The 18,546-nt window shown below is 68.2% G+C and carries 16 protein-coding genes; 9 read left to right on the top strand and 7 right to left on the bottom strand.

Annotation, left to right across the window (positions count from 1 at the left end; translation table 11 throughout):
• The first annotated feature begins 31 nt into the window (after positions 1–31).
• From NRB20_RS00215 to NRB20_RS00205, 3 genes are all read left to right on the top strand, one after another.
• Complete coding sequence (locus NRB20_RS00215) at positions 32–988, top strand: ABC transporter permease (protein WP_319944251.1); 957 nt, start codon at positions 32–34, stop codon at positions 986–988.
• The gene (locus tag NRB20_RS00210) at positions 985–1,809 is read left to right on the top strand and encodes an ABC transporter permease (protein ID WP_319944250.1); all 825 of its coding nucleotides are present in this window, start codon (positions 985–987) and stop codon (positions 1,807–1,809) included. The genes NRB20_RS00215 and NRB20_RS00210 overlap by 4 nt, the downstream gene beginning before the upstream one ends.
• 61 nt (positions 1,810–1,870) lie before the next feature.
• Positions 1,871–3,265: an ABC transporter ATP-binding protein gene (locus NRB20_RS00205; protein ID WP_194289671.1), complete on the top strand. Its 1,395-nt coding sequence runs from the start codon at positions 1,871–1,873 to the stop codon at positions 3,263–3,265.
• Between the two features lie 612 nt (positions 3,266–3,877).
• On the opposite strand, the gene NRB20_RS00200 is transcribed toward NRB20_RS00205, so the two are convergent.
• Positions 3,878–4,378, bottom strand: coding sequence for a cupin domain-containing protein (locus tag NRB20_RS00200; protein ID WP_153407158.1), 501 nt, complete (start codon positions 4,376–4,378; stop codon positions 3,878–3,880).
• A gap of 311 nt (positions 4,379–4,689) precedes the next feature.
• Here NRB20_RS00200 and NRB20_RS00195 point away from each other — a divergent pair, with 311 nt between their 5' ends.
• Together NRB20_RS00195 and NRB20_RS00190 are read left to right on the top strand one after the other, a co-directional pair.
• Complete coding sequence (locus NRB20_RS00195; protein WP_153407712.1) at positions 4,690–5,856, top strand: MFS transporter; 1,167 nt, start codon at positions 4,690–4,692, stop codon at positions 5,854–5,856.
• Positions 5,853–6,617 (top strand): AraC family transcriptional regulator, encoded by a 765-nt coding sequence (locus NRB20_RS00190; protein ID WP_153407157.1) that lies wholly within the window; start codon positions 5,853–5,855, stop codon positions 6,615–6,617. Before NRB20_RS00195 ends, NRB20_RS00190 begins: the two co-directional genes overlap by 4 nt.
• A gap of 23 nt (positions 6,618–6,640) precedes the next feature.
• Here NRB20_RS00190 and NRB20_RS00185 read toward each other — a convergent pair whose 3' ends face one another.
• The 6 genes from NRB20_RS00185 to NRB20_RS00160 form a co-directional block, all read right to left on the bottom strand.
• Positions 6,641–7,921 (bottom strand): MFS transporter, encoded by a 1,281-nt coding sequence (locus NRB20_RS00185; protein WP_153407156.1) that lies wholly within the window; start codon positions 7,919–7,921, stop codon positions 6,641–6,643.
• 133 nt (positions 7,922–8,054) lie between these two features.
• Positions 8,055–9,467, bottom strand: coding sequence for an MmgE/PrpD family protein (locus NRB20_RS00180; RefSeq protein WP_319944249.1), 1,413 nt, complete (start codon positions 9,465–9,467; stop codon positions 8,055–8,057).
• On the bottom strand, positions 9,464–10,285 hold the full coding sequence (locus tag NRB20_RS00175; RefSeq protein WP_153407155.1) for a cyclase family protein: 822 nt from the start codon (positions 10,283–10,285) through the stop codon (positions 9,464–9,466). The genes NRB20_RS00180 and NRB20_RS00175 overlap by 4 nt, the downstream gene beginning before the upstream one ends.
• Positions 10,282–11,142, bottom strand: a complete 861-nt coding sequence (locus NRB20_RS00170) for an HpcH/HpaI aldolase/citrate lyase family protein (RefSeq protein WP_319944248.1) — start codon at positions 11,140–11,142, stop codon at positions 10,282–10,284. The genes NRB20_RS00175 and NRB20_RS00170 overlap by 4 nt, the downstream gene beginning before the upstream one ends.
• Positions 11,139–12,326 (bottom strand): CaiB/BaiF CoA transferase family protein, encoded by a 1,188-nt coding sequence (locus NRB20_RS00165; protein ID WP_153407154.1) that lies wholly within the window; start codon positions 12,324–12,326, stop codon positions 11,139–11,141. Before NRB20_RS00165 ends, NRB20_RS00170 begins: the two co-directional genes overlap by 4 nt.
• Positions 12,327–12,353: 27 nt before the next feature.
• Positions 12,354–13,121: an IclR family transcriptional regulator gene (locus NRB20_RS00160; protein WP_153407153.1), complete on the bottom strand. Its 768-nt coding sequence runs from the start codon at positions 13,119–13,121 to the stop codon at positions 12,354–12,356.
• Between the two features lie 211 nt (positions 13,122–13,332).
• Here NRB20_RS00160 and NRB20_RS00155 point away from each other — a divergent pair, with 211 nt between their 5' ends.
• The 4 genes from NRB20_RS00155 (at position 13,333) to NRB20_RS00140 (ending at position 18,294) form a co-directional block, all read left to right on the top strand.
• The gene (locus NRB20_RS00155; RefSeq protein ID WP_153407152.1) at positions 13,333–14,691 is read left to right on the top strand and encodes an MmgE/PrpD family protein; all 1,359 of its coding nucleotides are present in this window, start codon (positions 13,333–13,335) and stop codon (positions 14,689–14,691) included.
• Between the two features lie 26 nt (positions 14,692–14,717).
• A complete protein-coding gene (locus NRB20_RS00150; protein WP_153407151.1) occupies positions 14,718–15,326 on the top strand; it encodes an aspartate/glutamate racemase family protein in 609 nt (202 codons plus the stop codon).
• A gap of 124 nt (positions 15,327–15,450) precedes the next feature.
• A complete protein-coding gene (locus tag NRB20_RS00145) occupies positions 15,451–16,824 on the top strand; it encodes an FAD-dependent oxidoreductase (RefSeq protein WP_153407150.1) in 1,374 nt (457 codons plus the stop codon).
• A 3-nt stretch (positions 16,825–16,827) separates the two neighbouring features.
• Positions 16,828–18,294 (top strand): dihydroorotase, encoded by a 1,467-nt coding sequence (locus tag NRB20_RS00140; RefSeq protein ID WP_153407149.1) that lies wholly within the window; start codon positions 16,828–16,830, stop codon positions 18,292–18,294.
• Positions 18,295–18,546 lie beyond the last annotated feature (252 nt).

Below are 18,546 nucleotides of genomic sequence, written 5' to 3'. Positions count from 1 at the left end.
CCGGAATCGGGCGCAGCGTGGGCGTGGTCCGGTGACCTCACGCTTCGTCCTGCGGCGGAGCGTGATCGGGATCGGGCAACTCGTCGTACTGCTGGTGCTGGTGTTCGTGCTGTCGCTGCTGCTGCCCGGTGATGCCGCCGACGTGCGGAGCAACGACATCCTCGGCCCCGATCAGCGGGCTGCGGCCCGGCACCTGCTCGGACTGGATGTCGCACCGGCACAACGCTTCACGAACTGGCTCGGGCATGCGGTGACGGGCGATTTCGGGGTGTCCTACGCCAGCGGTCGCGATGTCGGGAGTCTGATCGCGCAACCGTTCCTGATGACGGGTCTGGTCGCCGTGCTCGCACTGGCGCTGCTGGTGCCCGTCGCGGTGACGGCCGGATTCGCCGCCGGGCTGCGGCCGGGTTCGGTGCGCGATCGGGTCATCACCTCGATCAGTATCGGCCTGGATTCGATACCGGATTTCGTGCTGGCGGTGCTGTTGGTGACCTATGTGGCGGTGGATCTGCGGCTGCTGCCCGCGACGTTCGTCGGCACTGATCCGCACACCGTGCTGACTCGGCCCGAATATCTGGTGTTGCCGCTGATCGTGATGGTCGCCCGGGTGGCCGCGCCCCTGGTGCGTTTGGTGCGGTCCGGTGTGGTCGACGTACTGGACCAGCCGTATGTGCGGCAGGCGCGTCGGCTCGGGGTACGGCGCGGATCGCTGCTGATCCGGCACGTCGCGCCGAACGCGCTGGGACCGGCGCTCCAGGAACTGGGTCGCACCGGCGACGGACTGCTCTCGGGCGTGCTGATCGTGGAGGCGGTGTTCGTGATGCCCGGGGTCGCTTCCGAGCTGATCGGGGCGATCGGCAATCGGGATGATCCGGTGATTCTGGCGATCGTGCTGATCACGGGTGTGCTCGCGATCGTGGTCAATCTCGGGATCGATCTGCTGGGTGGCCGGATGGTGCCGCGTTCCCGCGAAGGTGTCGGCGGGTGAGTGTGCGGCGGTGGTTCGCGTTGTCGTTGGTCGTCGTGCCCTTGCTGATCGCGGTGGTCGGGCCCGCGTTCACCGGGTCGGTGCCGAGTGCGCGGCAGGCGCCGTTCGGTCCGTCGTCGTGGTCGCCATTCGGAACCGACCGGCTCGGTCGCGACGTGCTCGCTACGGCCCTGGTCGGTGGGCGCACCTTTCTCCTGGTGGCCGCTCTGACCGTAATCGGTTCCTACACAGTGGGATTCGTGATCGGTGTGGCTGCTGCCGCGGCATCGCGCGCTTGGCTCGACGAATTGCTGATGCGGCCGATGGACGTGCTGTTGTGTCTGCCTTCGCTGCTGATCATCATGGTGGCCGCGTTGCGCACGCGGGGGTCGGTGGTGGCGATCGCCGTTGCCATCGGTATCGCGCTGGTCGCGCCGATCGCTCGTTTCGTGCGGATGGCAGCGCGTCCGGTCGTGCACGGTCCGGTGATGGACGCGTTGCGGATGCAGGGGGAGAGTCGACGCTATCGATACGTGAATTACACTGTGCGCGAGATGATCCGGCCGATCGCGGCGGATGTCGGGGTGCGGTTCACCGCCGCCGTGTACATTCTGGCGTCCGCGAACTTCCTGGGGCTGGGTTTCGACACCACCTCGACCGACTGGGCTGTCTCGGTCGCAGCGAACAAGGATGCGTTGACCATCGCGCCCTGGTCGGTCGCCCTGCCCGCCGGGCTGATCGTGCTGCTGATGATCGGGGTGAATCTGCTGTGTGACGATCTGCTCGCCGATCCGCGCACGGTCGCGATGCGTGAATCCGGGCGGGTGAGTCGGGGTGAATGAGGCTGGCGGAGTGCTTGTTTCGCTCGGCGGAGTGCGAGTGTGCGCCGGGGATTCAGTGTTGGTGGAGGATATTGATCTAGAGGTTCGGGCGGGGGAGATCCTGACCCTGTTCGGGCCGTCGGGAGCTGGGAAGACGACCATCGCATGTGTGCTCGCCGGTATCGATCGGCCCGAAGTTGCTGTGTCCGGTGAGATCCGACGCGGCAACAGCACGCGCATCGGATTCCTGCCGCAGTATGCCGCGGCGACCCTGAACCCGGCGCGGCGCATCGGTGCGGCCCTGGGTGAGCTGGTGGGATTGCATCATGCTCGGCCGGAACGGCGGCGGGATCGGCGGGCCCTGCGCCGAGAGCTGGTGGCACAAGCTCTTTCGGCCGCGGGTTTCCAGGATGACGCTGGCGACCGCATCACCAGGCGGTTCCCCCACGAGTTCTCCGGCGGTGAGCGCGCCCGGCTGGCACTGGCCCAGGTGCTGGCGTGTGAACCCGATGTCGTGGTGGTCGACGAGCCGACCGTGGGGCTGGACCCGATCGCGCGGGCCGCACTGTTGAGCGGGCTGGTGGCGTTGCGGCGGTCCGGGAAGGCGGTGGTACTCGTCACCCACGACCGGCTCGCCGTAGCGCAGATCAGTGACCGGACGGTATTCGCGCGCCGGGGTCGGCTGGTTGAGGACGAGCCAGCCGACCCGCCCGCATCGGCGAGGCCCGCACGATCGCCGGTCGGTGAACCTGTACTGCGGGTGCGCAATGTCTCTGTGACGCTACGTAATTCGGCCATTCTCCACGAGATCGATCTCGACCTGCGACGCGGCGAACTGGTGGGCATGATCGGAGCCTCCGGCGCGGGCAAGACGACGATCGCACGTTGCGTCGCGGGCCTGGTGGGTCCGAGCGCCGGTTCGATCGAACTCGACGGCGATCCGATCCCGGTGCTACGCAAGCGTTCTCGCGCCCAGATCGCCGCCGTCCAGTACGTATGGCAGGAATCCGCGGCCTCCTTCGAACCCCGCCGCACGGTCCTGGACCAGGTCGCGGCCACCGCCGTACGCCTACGCGGACTCGACTGGGCCGCCGCACGCGAACAGGCCGCCGAAACCCTGCACAATCTCGAGATCACCGCCGACCAGGCCGCCCGCCACCCGACCGCACTCTCCGGCGGCCAACTGCAACGCGCCGCCCTGGCCCGCGCCCTACTGGCCCACCCCCGAGTCCTGATCTGCGACGAGATCACCACAGCCCTGGATCATCCACTGGCACAACGCATCCTGACCCATCTCGACCGAATCCGCCACAACACCGGCACCGCGGTCCTACTCATCACCCACGACCCCGCCACCCACCTGAACCGCGCCGACCGCCTGACCATGGTCTCCAACGGCCGCATCCTCGCAACCGGCACACCCCAGGATTTGCTCGCGGCCCGACCCGCCCAGAACTGGCCCGCCTACTGGCCGTAGAAACCCCAGCCCAGCTGAACCGCTAACGCTCGTTGTGCCCGGCATGCGGTGTCCAGCACTTGCCGACGTCGGCCCATCTGGCTGCTGCGGAAGCTCAGGTGAAATTGGGCGCTGTGCCGTCGACTCGCTGTGGAACCCCAGCCCTGCTGAATCGCTGGCGCCCGTGCGGCCCGGTATACGGTGCTCAGTGCTTGCCGATGTCGGTCCGCGTGGAAACTCGGGTGAAGTTGGGACACTGTGCCGTCTACTCGCTGTGGAACCCTAGCCCTGCGAACCGCTGACGCCCGTTGCGACCAGACATGCGGTGCTCGGCACTTGCCGATGTCGGCCGATCTGGCTGCTGCGGAAACTCGGCGCAGTTGGGGCGCTGACAAACGGCCCGATGTGCCGTTCGAGGTACATGGCGCTCGCCGGTCTGCTTTCCATGGCAACTTGCCGATGTAACTGGGCCGGACATCGATTCGGTGGCGGTTCGACACTTCCCGGCACACGCCCGTGCCGATTCGCCTGCTGGCGCTGGCGACTCCGGTGCGGCTGGACTGCCGACAATCGGCTCGTCGGTGGATCGGCGCGGCGTTTGTGGCCGAGCCGAACACTCGGCGAGTTTTCCGATCAGGCGGCGTCGTCGGGGAGGTCGGCGGGGGTCATGCCGGGCGGACCGAGGATGATATCGCCCTGTTCAGCGGTGATTTTGTCGAACAGGGCGAGGTCCCATTCGGTGTCCGGGGTTGCTTCGGACCGAGGGGTACCGGCTCGGCGGATGAGGTCGACGAAGTACGCGGGAGAACTCATGGTCAGGGTTCGCGCGCCTTCGGGACCGGCCTCGATCGTGTGCGCCGTGTTCATCGTGATGGTGTAGAAATCGCCCGGGCCCAAGGTGTAGGTGTCGGTGCCAGCCCATACGGTCAGTGCGCCCTCGATGACCCAGATGCGTTCCTCGTAGCGAGTGTGCTTGTGCAGCGGGGTGTTCGAGCCCGGCGGCAGGGTGATGTCGGCCAGATCGTGGCGGCCGTCGGTTTCCTCGGGGGCGGTGAGGACGGTCAGGCTCAGGTGCGTGCCGAGAACGAACCGGCGGTCGAGGGCCGGTGCGGGCGGGGCGGGAAAATCGGTCATTGAGATTCCGTTCGGTACTCGTGAGTGTTGTTGCGTTGCGCGGGTTTTCGCTACCGAAGTCTGAATCGGATAGCGCGGTCGCGGTATCGGTCAGATGACGCAGTCGGTGACGTAATACGAACCCGTCGGGATGTCGGCCTGCGCTCCGGGCTCTCGACAACAGGCTTGGCGCGGGTGGCGGATTCCAGATACGGATCGGCTGAATACGGGAAGCGCGCCAGCGCCGGATTGCCGATCGTGGATACGTGAGTGCGATTCGGGAAGTGCTGCGGGCGCGGGATGTCGGTGACGGGATCGGGCATTGGCGGCGGATGCGGGTCTGGGCGGCGGCGCATGCGGTCGATGATTTCTATCAGGGGCTCGTGCCCGCCGCGGTGCCGTATTTCGTGTTGGAGCGGCATTTCGGTTATGTCGAAGCGTCCGGGCTGGCGTTGGCCGCGACGTTGGGCAGTGCGTTGCCGCAGGTCGGGATAGGTCTGCTGGCGGATCGTCGGCGGTTGCGGTGGATGGCACCGGTGGGCGTGGGGCTGGCGGGTGTCGGGACCGGGCTGTCGGGGCTGGTGCCGAGTTATCCGCTGGTGTTCGGGTTGCTGCTGCTGGCCGGGTTCGGGATCGCGATGTTCCATCCGCCCGCCGGACGCGATGCCCGCCGCGCGGCTGGGGGGAGCGCGACGGCGATGAGTTACTTCGCGGCCGGCGGCAGCGTCGGATTCTTCGTCGGACCGGCACTGGTCACACCGGCGCTGGACACCCTGGGCATCGGCGCGACCGCGCTGTTCATCCCGCCCGCGGTTCTGATGGGATTCATCCTGTTCCGCCGGAACGGCCGGAGCGCGCACGCCGCGACCAGCAGAATCGTGCGCGGCGGCCGGGACCGGATCGGGCTGTTCGCGGGGCTCACCGCGGTCGAGGTGGTGCGCTCGACCATCTCGACGGGACTGAACACCTTCATCTCGCTGTACTGGATCCGGCATCTGGGCGCGAGCAGCGCCCTGGGCGGCCTCGCGCTGACACTCGAACTCGGCGGCGGCGTGCTGGGCACACTGCTGGGCGGCGGGCTGGCGGACCGGATCGGGATGGTGCGCACGGTGCAGATCGGCAATGCGGCCATGCTGCCCGCGCTGTGGCTCATGCTGACCTGCCACGACAAGTACGCCGCGCTGCCGCTGGCATTGCTCGTCGGGTTGATCTCGAACATCCCGTTCGCCGTGCTGATCAAACTCGGCCAGGACTATCTGCCGAGCCGCCCCGGAACCGCCGCCGGGGTGACGCTCGGGCTCGCGGTGAGTGCGGGCGGCTTGTTCATGCCGTTGCTGGGATTGGTTGCGGGACACCATGGTCCGCGCGGTGCGCTGATGGTGCTGGCGACGGTTCCGGTGCTTGCGATCGCCATGTCGACGGTGCTGCGGGAACCGGCACCGTCGAGCGTGACCGGCAATTCCACCCTGGCGGATGCACCGTATTCTGAACAGCGATGATTGCGATCCGCCATACGCCGGTTGCGCCGACGACGTCCTATGCCCGCGAGGGCGGGGACGTCATCGATCGTCACCGCCACGACGACCATCAGCTGATCTACGTCAGCTCCGGCGTCCTGGCGATCCACACCGAACACGGTTCCTGGATCACGCCGAACGACCGGGCCCTGTGGATTCCGGCGAACACCTGGCACGAACATCGGTTCTACGGCCGCAGCCGATTTCACGCGGTCGGCTTCCCCGCGCGGGGGAGCGCCCCGCTGCTGGATGTGCGGACCCCGACGATCATCGCCGTCGACGCCCTGGTCCGGGAGGTGCTCATCGCCCTCACCAGCCCGACGCTCACCACCACCGAAACCCGGCACCTGCGGGCGGTGCTGCGGGACCGGCTGCACCGGGTCGCGGAACAGCCGTTCACCCTGCCCGTGCCGCGAGATATCCGGCTGGCCAACGCATGTCGTCTGGTGGAGGCCGATCTGAGCGTGCCTCGCACCCTCGCCGATGTGGCCCGCGACGTGCACACCGGCGAACGCACCCTGTCCCGCCTGTTCCGCACCGAATTCGCCATGACCTACCCGCAATGGCGAACGCGCACAAGGGTTTTCGCCGCGATGGTGATGCTCGCCGAGGGCGCGGCGGTCACCGATACCGCGCACGCCTGCGGCTGGGCGACCACGAGTGCGTTCGTGCACACCTTCGCCCAGACGATGGGCACGACTCCGGGTGCGTACCGCGCGGGCATGCGCGCCGAGCGGGACTGAACGCCTCCGGGGTCGTGCCACGATCACGCGGCGGTGGTCTGCGCCTCGGTCGTCTCCCGCGCGGGTTCGCGGGTGCCGAACAACATCAGCCCCGCGCCGAGCAGCGCCAGCACCACCATGACCACGAATCCGCTGGCGAACGTCCCGGTGCTCTGCACGATGAACCCCATCACCAGCGGCGCGACCACACCCGAGAGCGCGAAGCAGGCGTCGGCGAATCCGGCGGCGGTGCCGGGCTGGCTCGGCTCGGCGTCGATCGCGGCCACCCACCAGATGCCACCGGTGACGAACCCGCAGCCGACACCGATCGAGATGAACACCACGGCCGTGACCAGCGAGGGCGCGGACACGATCGGAATCAGCGCGGCCCCGGCCAGCAGCAGCGCGATACCCATGATGGTGAAGCGACTGCGAATCTTTCCGGTGCGGGCATACACCTTGTCGACCAGCACACCGCCGATGAGCGCGCCGACCACACCCGCGGCCCACGGCGCGACGGTGAACGCGCCGACCTGCTTGACGCTCAAATGGTATGAGGTGGACAGGTATTCGGGCAGCCAGTACATGAACGCCCAGAAGATGTAACCCCAGGCGAAGTAGCCGACGCCGACGATCCACAGATTGCGGTTGGTGAGGATCCGCCGCCAGTTCACCTTCTCCTGACGTTCGGAGGTCTCCTCGGCCAGCTGCCCGGATTCGATGTACGCGCGTTCCGCCGCCGACACGCGCGTGGTGGCCGCCGGTGTGTTGTACAGCAGCCCGATCGCGACCAGCGCCCACAGCACCCCGAGCCCGGCCAGCACCCAGAACATGCCGCGCCAGCCCAGACCCGCGATGAGCTGGGTGACGATCGGCCCGCCGATCAGCAGACTGCCCGATACCGCGACGCCGCCGACCAGCGCCAGCGCGAAACCGCGCTCCACACTCGGCAGCCAGCGGCTGATCACCCGGGTCGCCGCGGGGAAGCAGGGCGCCTCGCCCGCACCGAGCACGATGCGGATCAGCAGCAGTCCGGTGAAACCGCCGGAAATCGGCGTGACGGCGGTGGCGACCGACCAGAACACCATGCCCACCAACAGAATTCGGCGGGGCCCGAATTTGTCGACCAGCGGACCGGCGAGAAATGCGAACACCATGTATCCGATGGAGAACGCGGAACTGATGACGCCGTAATCGGCGTGGTCGATGCCGAATTCGGCCTCGAGGGGTTTCACCGCATACGACACCGCGCTGCGATCGATGTAATTGATGATGACGAGCACGACGATCATTGCGACCGTGGCCCAGCGGAAATGTTGGCGCATGGTGGTTACCTCATCGTCCACCGTTCCGGCTGGCGGAACTTATTGAATAAAAGGTGCTGAAACTATGTGTCATAAATTGTTTCGGCACAGCGTTTTCGCGTAACTACCCCGTGAATTCGGGAAATTGTGCGGATTATGTTCCGCTGACGGGAACACTTGGGAGAATGTCGTTCACCGCGCCGCCCGAGGGCAGCCGCCAGATCGCCTCGGCGAGCCGGTCGGCGGTCTCGGCGGGAACAGCGCGCGTGGCGTTCGAGGTGAATTTCAGCGTGAGTTCCCGCTCGGACAACGGGTTCGCCGGGCCGCCGCGATTCTGCGAAATCCGTTCCGTGCGTGTGGTTCCGTCGTCCAGGTGCGCGGTGAGCACGGCGGGGAACTGCCGGGGGAAGATCCGGGTGCATTCCGGATCGGCCACCACATTCACCTTGTCCGCGATCGCCAGTCGCGCCGGATCCCGGACGGCGGCATCGGTGAAATCCTCGTGGAACACCCCGAGCCCGCCGCCGCCGAGCAGCGCCGCGGCCACGGTATACGGGCCGCTGAACGCCCCGTGATAGCCCGAACGCGGCCGCCGCTTCTCCTCGATCGGCTCGCCGATGGTGCGCAGCACCGGTTCGGGCACACCGAGAGTCAGTTCGGTGATCCGCGCCGGATCGATCCCCGCCCGCCGCAACCGCAGCGCGGCGTCCACGCCCGCATGGGTGAAGTGATTGCACGGATAGGGTTTGAAGAAGATGCCCGGCGTCTCCCAGCGCTCGCCGAGACCGCGGGTGACCTGCTCGATATCGAATCGGTCGCCGCAGAACGCCTGGAGGAAGCCGAAACGCCCCTCGAGGACCGTGGGCGGCCCGGTGAGCCCGTGCTGCGCCATCTGCGCGGCGACCACACCCGCGTGCGCGGCCCAGCCGCAGTGGATGCGTTTGACGGTGCCACCGGTGCGATTCGCCTCGATCACCCCCGAACCCATGCTGCACGCGATGCCGATGGCCGAGGTGATCTGCTCGGCGTCCAGGCCCAGCAGCATGCCCGCGGCGACCGCGGCGCCGACCGCGCCGCAGATCGCGGTGGCGTGCTGGCCGCGGTCGAAGAACACCGAATTCGCGTTCTCCTCGTCGTAGCCGGCCATCCCCAGGCGGCAGGTGACCTCGATGCCGACGGTCGCGGCGTCCAGGAAGGACGGCCCGCTCGCGCCGGTGCGTTCGGCGACCGCGAGGGCGGCGGGGATCACCGCCGAGGACGGATGCAGGACCGAGGGCAGGTGGGTGTCGTCGAAATCCAAACTGTGCGCGAGGGTTCCGTTGACCAGGGCGGCCGAGGGGGCGGGGAGCTTGTCCGCGATGCCCAGGGCGGTGCCGGCCGGATTGCCGCCCCAGTCGGCGACCACGGCGCGCACCACCTCGGCGGGTTTCTCGCCGAGTGCGGCCAGGCAGTTGCCCAGCAGGTCCAGGACGCGTCCGGCCAGATCGGTGCGCAGGTCGGCGGACAGGCCGTCGGCGTGGACGCGGGCGGCCAGTGCGCCGAGTTGTTGTGCGGGAGTGGGGGTCACGCGCCCACCACCGCGACCGGGCGGATCGGGGAGCCGGTGCCGCCGACGATGCGCAGCGGGGCGACCACGAACAGGAATTCGGCCAGTCCCTCGGCGGCGACCGCTTCCAGGTTCAGATGTTCCATGATGTAGATTCCGTTCTCCACCAACAGAACTCGGTGCACAGGCAGTTCGCGGTGTCCGGCCCCGGCGGGGATCTGCTCGTAGGCGGTGGTGTCCGCGCCGGTGGCGACGACGCCGCGGGCGGCCAGCCACGAGGCGGCGTCGACGGTCAGGCCCGGGACGCCGGTGTCGTGGCCGAGATACGTTGCGGCGTCGTCGAAATTGCGTGCCCAGCCGGTGCGCACCAGGGCGACGTCACCGGCCTCGGGTGTGACTCCGGCGCGTTCGGCCGCGGCGATCAGATCGGCTTCGGTCACCCCGTAACCCGGCTCGAGGGTGTCCACGCCCTTGGCGCCCGCCACGTCCAGCAGCACGCCGCGGGTGATCATGGGCGGGATCTTCTCGGTGCCGTGTTCGCTGAATTTCCCTCCGCGCTGGGCGGATTCGGCGTCGACGTCGCCGTGCAGCTTGCCGTTGTGGCTCACGTGCGAGAGGGAATCGATGTGGGTGCCGACGTGGCCGCCGGTGATGATCACCTCGTTGCTCGCCGAACCGCCGTCGGGGCGCATCATGTCCCCGTGGCGGCGGGCGAGTGTCATGCGGAAGCCGGGGTGGTTGGGGGAGCAGGGCATCCCGGTGAACAGTGGCTGGCCCAGTTCGATCGTGCGCAGTCCCTGCGCGACGGCCTGGAGCAGGGTACCGGTGACGGCGTTCATGATGTGGTTCCTCGGGTGTCGGGGCTGGTGGATGGTCGTTCGACGTCGAACTGCTCGGTGAGGTCGAGCACCCAGCGGCTGCGGGCGACGACGGCCGGGTCGACGAAGCGACCCTGATCGTCGAGCCAGGCGGCGGAATCCTTGCCGTGCAAGGAGTTCAGGAGTCGGCGGGCGTCGTCGATCTCGGTGTGGCTCGGGGTGAATACGGCGTTGACGGGTTCGATCTGTTTCGGGTGCACGACCGAGCGGCCGAAGAAGCCGCGGTCGCGGGCGGTGGTGCTGTCGGTGACGAGTCCGTGCAGGTCCGCGACGTCGGTCCAGACCGCGTGCGGCGGGCTGGGCAGACCGGCCGCGCGGTTGGCCGTGACCACGCGCTGCCGTGCCCACTCCAGCGCGGTGCTGTCGCGGACCCGCAGGTCGGCGAGTAGATCGGCCTCGCCGAGGGAGACCGAGGCGACCAGCGGATGGCAGGCGGCCAGCCGGAACGCGTGCTCCACGGCCAGCGCCGATTCCACGAGCAGATGCAGGGGAGCCGCGAGGCGGTCGGCGATGCGCGCGACGGCATCGGGGTCATCGCATTTGGGCACCCGGATTCCGGCGATCTCGTATTCGGCGAGGGCCTCGATATCGCTGTCGCCCCAAGGGGTTTCGGGCGAATTGATCCTGATCCACAGTGGTTTGGGCCAGGGCTGTGACACCGCGGTGACGGCGTTCGCGCGGGCGGTCGCCTTGTGCGGCGCGGCGACCGCGTCCTCGAGGTCGTACACCACCGCGTCGGCCGGGCCCGCCATCGCCTTCACGAGCAGTTCGGGCCGATGCGCCGGAACATACAGCCAGCTGCGCGCCTTGCCGATCACGCCACACCCTGCTCACGCAGTTCGCTCAACCGCTGTTCGCCGACGCCGAAGCGGGCCAGGATCTCCGCGGTGTGTTCGCCGAGTCTCGGTCCGGTGGAACGGATTTCGCCGGGGGTGTCGCTGAGCCGGAACGGGATGTTGGGCATCCGCAGCGTGCCCAGTTCCGGATCCTCGATGCGCAGCACGCTGCCGAGTGCGGCGTACTGCGGATCGGACATGATGTCCGCGGCGGTGTAGATCGGGGCGACCGCGGCCTGTGCCTCCTCGAAGGCGCTGACCACCTCGTCGCGTCCGCGCGCGGCGATCCAGGAACCCACCGCGTCGTCCAGTTCGTCGGCGTGTTCGGCGCGGGTGCGTCCGGCCGCGAACCACGGCTCCTCGATCAGTTCCGGCCGCCCGACCAGGCGCATCACGCGTTCGGCGATGGACTGGGCGCTGGTGGAGACCGCGACCCAGCTGCCGTCGCTGCACTGGTAGGTGTTGCGCGGTGCGTTGTTGGTGGAGCGGTTGCCGGTGCGCGGTTGCAGCACGCCGAGTTGGTCGTAGGCGGTGATCTGCGGGCCCAGCACGGTGAGCAGCGGTTCGATGATCGCCATGTCCAGGATCTGGCCGCGGCCGGTGGCGTGCCGGGCGTGCAGGGCGGTCATGATGCCGAATGCGGTGGTCAGCGCGGCGACGCCGTCGGCGAGGCCGAACGGCGGCAGGGTGGGCGGGCCGTCCGGTTCGCCGGTGAGCGCGGCGAATCCGCTCATGGCCTCGGCGAGCGTGCCGAAACCCGGTCGGGTGGCGTAGGGGCCGAACTGGCCGAATCCGGTGACCCGGGCCAGGATCAGGCCCGGATTGTCCTGTGCGAGAACGTCATAGCCCAGTCCCCAGCGTTCGAGGGTGCCCGGACGGAAGTTCTCGATGATGACGTCGGCGTCGGCGGCCAGCTCGCGGAACAACCGCTGCCCCTCCGGTGACCCGAGATAGAGCGTGAGCGATTTCTTGTTGCGCCCCAACATCTTCCACCACAGCCCGATGCCGTCCTTACTGGCGCCGTGGGTGCGGGACGGATCGCCGCGCGGATGTTCCACCTTGATCACCTCGGCCCCGTGATCCCCGAGCAGGGTCGCGGCCATCGGCCCGGCGAACAGGGTGGCCACATCGAGCACCTTGATCCCGGCCAATGCTTGCACAGACATCTGAATTCCCTTCGTACAGCGGTGTTCTCAGCCGCCATGACCCATGCGGCGGGAGATGCGCCCGGCGGTGTCCACCACGCGCGGCGCGATCTTCTCGACGAATTCCTCGGTGACCCGGTAGCGCGGCCCGCACACCGAGATCGAGCCGATCACCTCGCCGGTGATGCCGAAGACGGGCGCGGCCACCGAACCCGCGTCGGCCTGACGTTCGCCGCCCGACTGCGCGAAACCGCGGGCGCGCACCTCGTCGAGTTCGGCGGCCAGGGAGTCCGGATCGGTGACGGTGCTCGCGGTGAGCGCGGGGAGCGGTTCGGCCAGGGCGCGGCGGCGCGCGTCCTCGGGCAGGAAGGCGAGCATGCATTTGCCGGAACTGCCCGCGTGCAACGGGAAACGGCGGCCCAGTTCGACGGTCATCTTGATCTCGTGGGTGCCCTCGACCTGGTCGAGGTAGATCCGGCCGTCGGGGACCAGGGCGGTCAGCGTCGCGGTCTCGCCGGTCTCGTCGCGCAGTGCCCGGAGCAGGTCCAGTGCGCTGGCGCGCAGATCCGAATCGCGAAATGCCCTGGCCCCCAGGGCTGTTGCCGCCGCGCCGAGCCGGTACTGCCGAGTTTCGGGATCCAGCACGACCATGCCGCGGGTGGCGAGTGATTGCAGGATGCGATGCACCACCGCCTTGCTCAGGCCGAGTTCGCGCGCGATCGCACTGACCCCGAGCCGGGACGGCCCGTCGGTGAACAGCAGCAGCACGTCTGCGACGCGTGCGGCGGCCTCGGTGCCCGGCGTGGGCTCGGTCATGGCTCTCCCGGAGGTCGTACCGTTCAGCGGAACGGCTCGAATACTGTCGTCTTCCAGCAAAGCATCAGGTATGGCACTGCTGTCAAGTGTGTCTTTTCGGATTTACGGCCAGCGGTTGACGTTTAGTCAGGCTAAGTGTCAGGATCGAAGGCATATGCAGTGGTCCGCTGAGCGGTACAGCTGAAATTCTGGAAGGCGGTGAAGGTCGGTCATGACCTGTTCGGTTACCGAATCCGTGACGGCGCTGGGGACCTGGGTGTCCGAATTGCGTTGGGAGACCGTGCCCGAGCCCGTCGCCGAGCGGTTGGGCACCGTCCTGTTAGATGTGCTGGCCGCCAATGCGGTGGGTGCGCGGACCGAGGGGCAGCGTGCGCTGCGGGCCGCGTGGCCCGCGCCGACGGGGCACAGTCCGGTGGTCGGCGGGGGTGCGCTGACCGATCCGGTCACCGCGGCCTGGCTCAACGGTCCCGCGACGGTGTGTCTGGAGTTGGACGAGGGCAACAAGTACGCCAAGGGGCATCCGGCGGCGCACGTGTTTCCGGCGGTTCTCGCCATGGCTGCCGAAAACGATGCTGCCGGAACGGATCTGGCGGCGGCGCTGCTGGCCGGTTACGAGGTGGCCGCGCGGTTCGGCCGGGCCACCTCGCTGCGGCGGGGTACGCATCCGCACGGGAACTGGGGTGTGGCCGGTGCCGCGGCGGGGTGCGCCCGCCTGCTGGGGTTGGATGCCGAACGTACTGCGGCGGCGATCGATGCCGGGTCCGGGTTGCCGGTGGCCGGGCATTTCGCCGCGGCATTGGACGGCAATCCGGTGCGTGATGCCTGGGTGGGGGCGGCGAACGCGTCCGGGATTGCCGCGGCTCGGTTCGCGCTGGCCGGTGCGGCGCGCAATACCGGGACCGCCGCGCGTTCGCTGGGGGAGTTGCTCGGGACTTTCGCGCCGGAGGAATTGAGTCGGGAGTTGGGGACCCGGTTCGATATCACCGGAAATTATTTCAAGCGGCATTCGTCGTGTTCGTACACGCATCCCGTGGCGGATCTGCTGATCGATGCCCGTACCGCGTTGTTCGGCGCGGAGCCCGACGTAGCCGAAATCGCCGCTGCGACAGTCGGAATCGATGTGCGGACGCATGCTCTGGCCGCCGGGCTCGATCGGACGACGTGGCACAACCAGTTGTCCGCGATGTTCTCGGTGCCGTTCGTCGCGGCCACCGCCCTGCTGCACGGCGAGGTCACGCCCCGCTATACCGAACTCCTGCCCGACGACGCCCCCGAGATCGCGAAAGTCGCTGCCGCAGTGCGGATGAGCGAAGCTCCCGAACTCACCACGAAACTCCCCGACAACCGCGCCGCACGGATCTCGGTACGCCTGGCCGACGGGCGCACACACACCGCCGAGACCGGAAATCCGGTCGGCGACACCGACTTCCGGCCCTTCGACCGCGACCGGCTCGCCGCGCTGTTCACCGGGCTGCTCGACCGGACCACAGTGCGCACGATCGGCGCGGTCGTGGACGGGATGATCACCGCTCCCGGCGCCCGCGCCCTGCTCGCCCCGCTCGCCGCATGACCGTTCCATCGCACGAAGGAGTCCTGATGCGCCGTATCTTCTCGGTGACGCCGATCCACGTCGACCAGGAGGAACTGGACCGCCGACGCCGCCGCTACGACGAGCTGGCCCCCGCCGGCATCACCGTGGAGCTCGTGGACGCCGGACCTTCCGCTCCAACCCAACTGGCCAGCGCCGATGACCTGCGGGCCTCGGAAAAAGCCGTCGCCGCCGCGTTCGCCACCGCCGAGGGCTACGACTTCCGGATGCCGGACTGCGTACTGGATCCGGGCGTACCCGCCGGAGACCGCGGCATGTTGCAGGTCGTCGTGGAGCGGCTCGTCGCCGACGGCCACCGGGTCGCGGCCGTCACGCGCAATCAGGTGATCGCCGACGAACTGACCCGCAAGGTCCGCGAATATGGTTGCGGCGACGCATTTCTCGGTGTCGCGGTGCTGGACTTGGAGCTGAGCGCGGTAGCCGACGGCGCTCGCTGGAACGCCGCGATGCGATCCGCGCTGGAGGATCTGTCGGCCCGGGGCGCGACAGCGGTGATCAACGGTTGCTCCGCGGTTGACGTCGAGCACACCGAGGGCGGACCGCTCGTCGTCGATCCGGTCGCTGACGCCCTGCGACTGCTGGCAGGTCAGGCATGAGCGGTCGGCGTCGGAATCCGCAGTCGAGCGTTGCCGTGTCGTGCGCTGAACCAGGCCGCATCATGAGTTCCCCAGGGCGAAAACAGAATTGGATCATTTCGGTTCGGGCCGCGGAGGGCGCGGTATGAGCGAGGTCGATCTGGTCGTGGCCGGGGCGGGTGGTGGGCTCGCCGGGGCGCTGCGTGCAGCTGAATTGGGTGCGCGGGTGCTCGTCGTGGAGGCGAACGAGCATTATTTGCGCGGCAACAATACGTCGATGTCGACCGCGATGATTCCGGGTGCGGGGTCGCGGTGGCAGCGCGCTGCCGGGATCGAGGACTCGCCGGAGAAATTCCTCGGCGATATCGCGGCGAAGACGCACGGCGACTTCGCGAAACCCGTCGCCGAGGCGTTGGCCGGGATGAGCGCGGAGTTGGTCGAATGGTTGGGTGATCACGTCGGGCTGCCGATCGAATTGCCGACCGATTTCGACTATCCGGGGCACAGTGCGCAGCGGGTGCACTCGATTCCCGGGCGGCACGGCGCACGGCTGTTGCGGCACCTCGCCGACGCGGTGGCGCGGGAGCCGCTGATCGATACGCTCGTTCCCGCTCGGGTCACTGCGGCACGACGCACAGGTGAGGGTCTGCTGGTCACGGTGTCCTATCCGGACGGCCGTGCGGAGGAGATCTCCACGGGCGCACTTCTGTTGGCCACCAACGGTTATGGCGCGAATCGGGATCTGGTCACCGAACATCTGCCGGAGATCGCCGGGGCCGAATACCACGGCAGCGAATACTCGACCGGGGATGCGCTGCGCATCGGCGCGAACTTCGGTGCGGCGTCGTCCTATCTGGACGCCTACCAAGGCCACGCCGGACTGTCCGCCGAGGCACGCACGCTCGTCACCTGGACCATAGTGATGCACGGCGGCTTCGTGGTCGCCGCCGACGGCCGCCGGTTCGGGGACGAATCCACCGGCTATTCCGAGTACGCCGCGATCCTGGCCGGGCAGCCGGGTGCCTCCGGTTGGCTGATCTACGATGAGCGAATCCACGGTGCCACAATGGCTTTCGGAGACTACGTCGACGTCGTGAACAGCGGCGCGGTGCGGCACGGCGATTCGGTCCAGGAACTCGCGAACACGATCGGCGTTCCCGCGACGGCGCTCGCCGCCGAGTTGGTCGAGGCATCCGCTGTCGCTCGCGGTGACGAGCAGCGAGATCGCTTCGGCCGCACCAGATTCGAACAACCACTGACCGCCCCGCTGTACGCGGTGCGCATCCTGCCCGCGCTGTTCCACACCCAGGGCGGCCTGCTGGTCGACGCCGATGCCCGTGTGCTGGACGCGAATTCGGATCCGATTCCGGGCCTGTATGCCTCCGGCGGCGCGGCCGTCGGCATCTCCGGGCACGGCGCCGCCGGATATCTGGCCGGTAACGGGCTGCTGCCCGCGCTGGGCCTCGCCTACCTCGCGGCCACGCACTCGGTGGCCGAAATCCCAAGTAGTGAAAGGTAATTCATGACCAACCACGATCTGATCATCCGTAATGTGCGCGTGGTCCGGCCCGGGGTGCAGGACACTCCGCTCGCGGATATCGCGGTGCGCGACGGGAAGGTCACCGAAGTCGGTCCGGACCTCGACATCTCCTCGGCCCGCGAGGTCGTGGACGGCGGCGGCAAGCTGGCCTTTCCCGGTGTGGTCGACGCGCACCAGCACTGGGGCATCTACAACCCGCTCGAGGAGGACACCCGCACCGAGAGCCGCGCGTGCGCGCAGGGCGGGGTCACCACGTCGCTGACCTACATGCGCACCGGGCAGTACTACCTCAATCGGGGTGGTGACTATGCGGAGGTGTTCCCCCAGGTGCTCGCCGCGTCCGAGGGAAAGTCCTTCGTGGACTACGCCTTTCACCTCGCACCCATGCAGTCCTCGCACATCGCGGAGATTCCCGAGCTGATCCGCGAGCACGGGGTGAGCTCGTTCAAGATCTTCATGTTCTACGGCAGCCACGGCCTGCACGGCGCTTCCAACGACCAGAACTCGTTCCTGATGATTCCCGAGGGCGAGCGCTACGACATCGCGCACTTCGAATTCGTCATGCGCGGGGTGCAGGCGGCGCGCGAGCGGTTCCCCGAGATCGCCGATTCGATCTCGCTGTCGCTGCACTGCGAGACGGCCGAGATCATGACCGCGTACACCAAGATCGTGCAGCGGGAAGGCAAGCTGACCGGGCTCGAGGCGTACAGCGCGTCCCGGCCGCCGCATTCGGAGGGGCTCGCGGTCACCATCGCCTCCTATCTCGCGCACGAGACGCAGCTGCCGAACATCAACCTGCTGCACCTGTCCTCGGCCAAGGCGCTCGAAGCGGCCATGCTGATGGCGAAAACCTTTCCGCACGTGGACTTCCGGCGTGAGGTAACGATCGGGCACCTGCTCACCGACATCACCACCGCGGACGGTATCGGCGGCAAGGTGAACCCGCCGCTGCGCCCGCGTGAGGATGTCGAGGCGCTGTGGGAGCATCTGCTCGCCGGCGACATCAGCTGGGTGGTCTCCGACCACGCCTGCTGCAAGGAGGCCACCAAGTTCGGCGACGACCCGACCGACATCTTCGCCGCCAAATCCGGCTTCGGTGGCTGCGAATACCTGCTGGCCGGTCTGGTCGGCGAGGGTCGCAAACGCGGCCTGCCCCTGCATCAGGTCGCCGAACTCACCGCCTGGAACCCCGCCCAGCGCTACGGCCTGCACACCAAGGGCGACATCGCCCCCGGCTTCGACGCCGACATCGCCCTGGTCGACCCCGACCGCTCCTGGACCATTCACCCGGAAGACTCCGAATCCACCCAGGAATACACCCCCTTCCGCGGCCTCGAAGTCCCCTCCACGGTGACCGACACCTTCCTGCGCGGCACCCGAATCTTCGCCGACGGCAAGGTGATCGGCCACCCCACCGGCCGCTACGTCCATCGCCCCGCCACCCGCTGACCACTGCCGTCACCCGACCCGGGCGTTCGTGAGGGGACGCCCGGTCCGGGATGAATCCACCGGCGGACGGTCGGTCCTCACTACCCGCAACACACCCTGATCCGTCGAAGTCGGTCCGGTTCGTAGCTCCGTGGTCGTCGCTGCCGAGGGGAATCGCTTGGTGGCGAGCGGTGTTGCGGCGGTACTCGAATTCTGGGACGGTGTGGGTTGGGTCACATCGGTTGTGGTGGCGGTCGCGTCGGGATTCAACTC

The sequence above is a fragment of the Nocardia macrotermitis genome, assembly GCF_009604405.1.
In the GTDB taxonomy this organism is placed as follows: Bacteria; Actinomycetota; Actinomycetes; order Mycobacteriales; family Mycobacteriaceae; genus Nocardia; species Nocardia macrotermitis.
The sequence above is the reverse complement of the archived record's forward strand: the minus strand, read 5'-3'. Positions and strand labels throughout refer to the sequence as shown.

Bases quoted from the DNA above. Each gene is read 5' to 3' on its own strand.
- NRB20_RS00140 (WP_153407149.1), top strand. From the start codon at position 16,828: ATGACCAACCACGATCTGATCATCCGTAATGTGCGCGTGGTCCGGCCC.
- NRB20_RS00175 (WP_153407155.1), bottom strand. From the start codon at position 10,285: ATGAACGCCGTCACCGGTACCCTGCTCCAGGCCGTCGCGCAGGGACTG.
- NRB20_RS00190 (WP_153407157.1), top strand. From the start codon at position 5,853: ATGATTGCGATCCGCCATACGCCGGTTGCGCCGACGACGTCCTATGCC.
- NRB20_RS00200 (WP_153407158.1), bottom strand. From the start codon at position 4,378: ATGACCGATTTTCCCGCCCCGCCCGCACCGGCCCTCGACCGCCGGTTC.
- NRB20_RS00185 (WP_153407156.1), bottom strand. From the start codon at position 7,921: ATGCGCCAACATTTCCGCTGGGCCACGGTCGCAATGATCGTCGTGCTC.
- NRB20_RS00160 (WP_153407153.1), bottom strand. From the start codon at position 13,121: ATGACCGAGCCCACGCCGGGCACCGAGGCCGCCGCACGCGTCGCAGAC.
- NRB20_RS00150 (WP_153407151.1), top strand. From the start codon at position 14,718: ATGCGCCGTATCTTCTCGGTGACGCCGATCCACGTCGACCAGGAGGAA.
- NRB20_RS00145 (WP_153407150.1), top strand. From the start codon at position 15,451: ATGAGCGAGGTCGATCTGGTCGTGGCCGGGGCGGGTGGTGGGCTCGCC.
- NRB20_RS00165 (WP_153407154.1), bottom strand. From the start codon at position 12,326: ATGTCTGTGCAAGCATTGGCCGGGATCAAGGTGCTCGATGTGGCCACC.
- NRB20_RS00155 (WP_153407152.1), top strand. From the start codon at position 13,333: ATGACCTGTTCGGTTACCGAATCCGTGACGGCGCTGGGGACCTGGGTG.
- NRB20_RS00195 (WP_153407712.1), top strand. From the start codon at position 4,690: ATGCGGGTCTGGGCGGCGGCGCATGCGGTCGATGATTTCTATCAGGGG.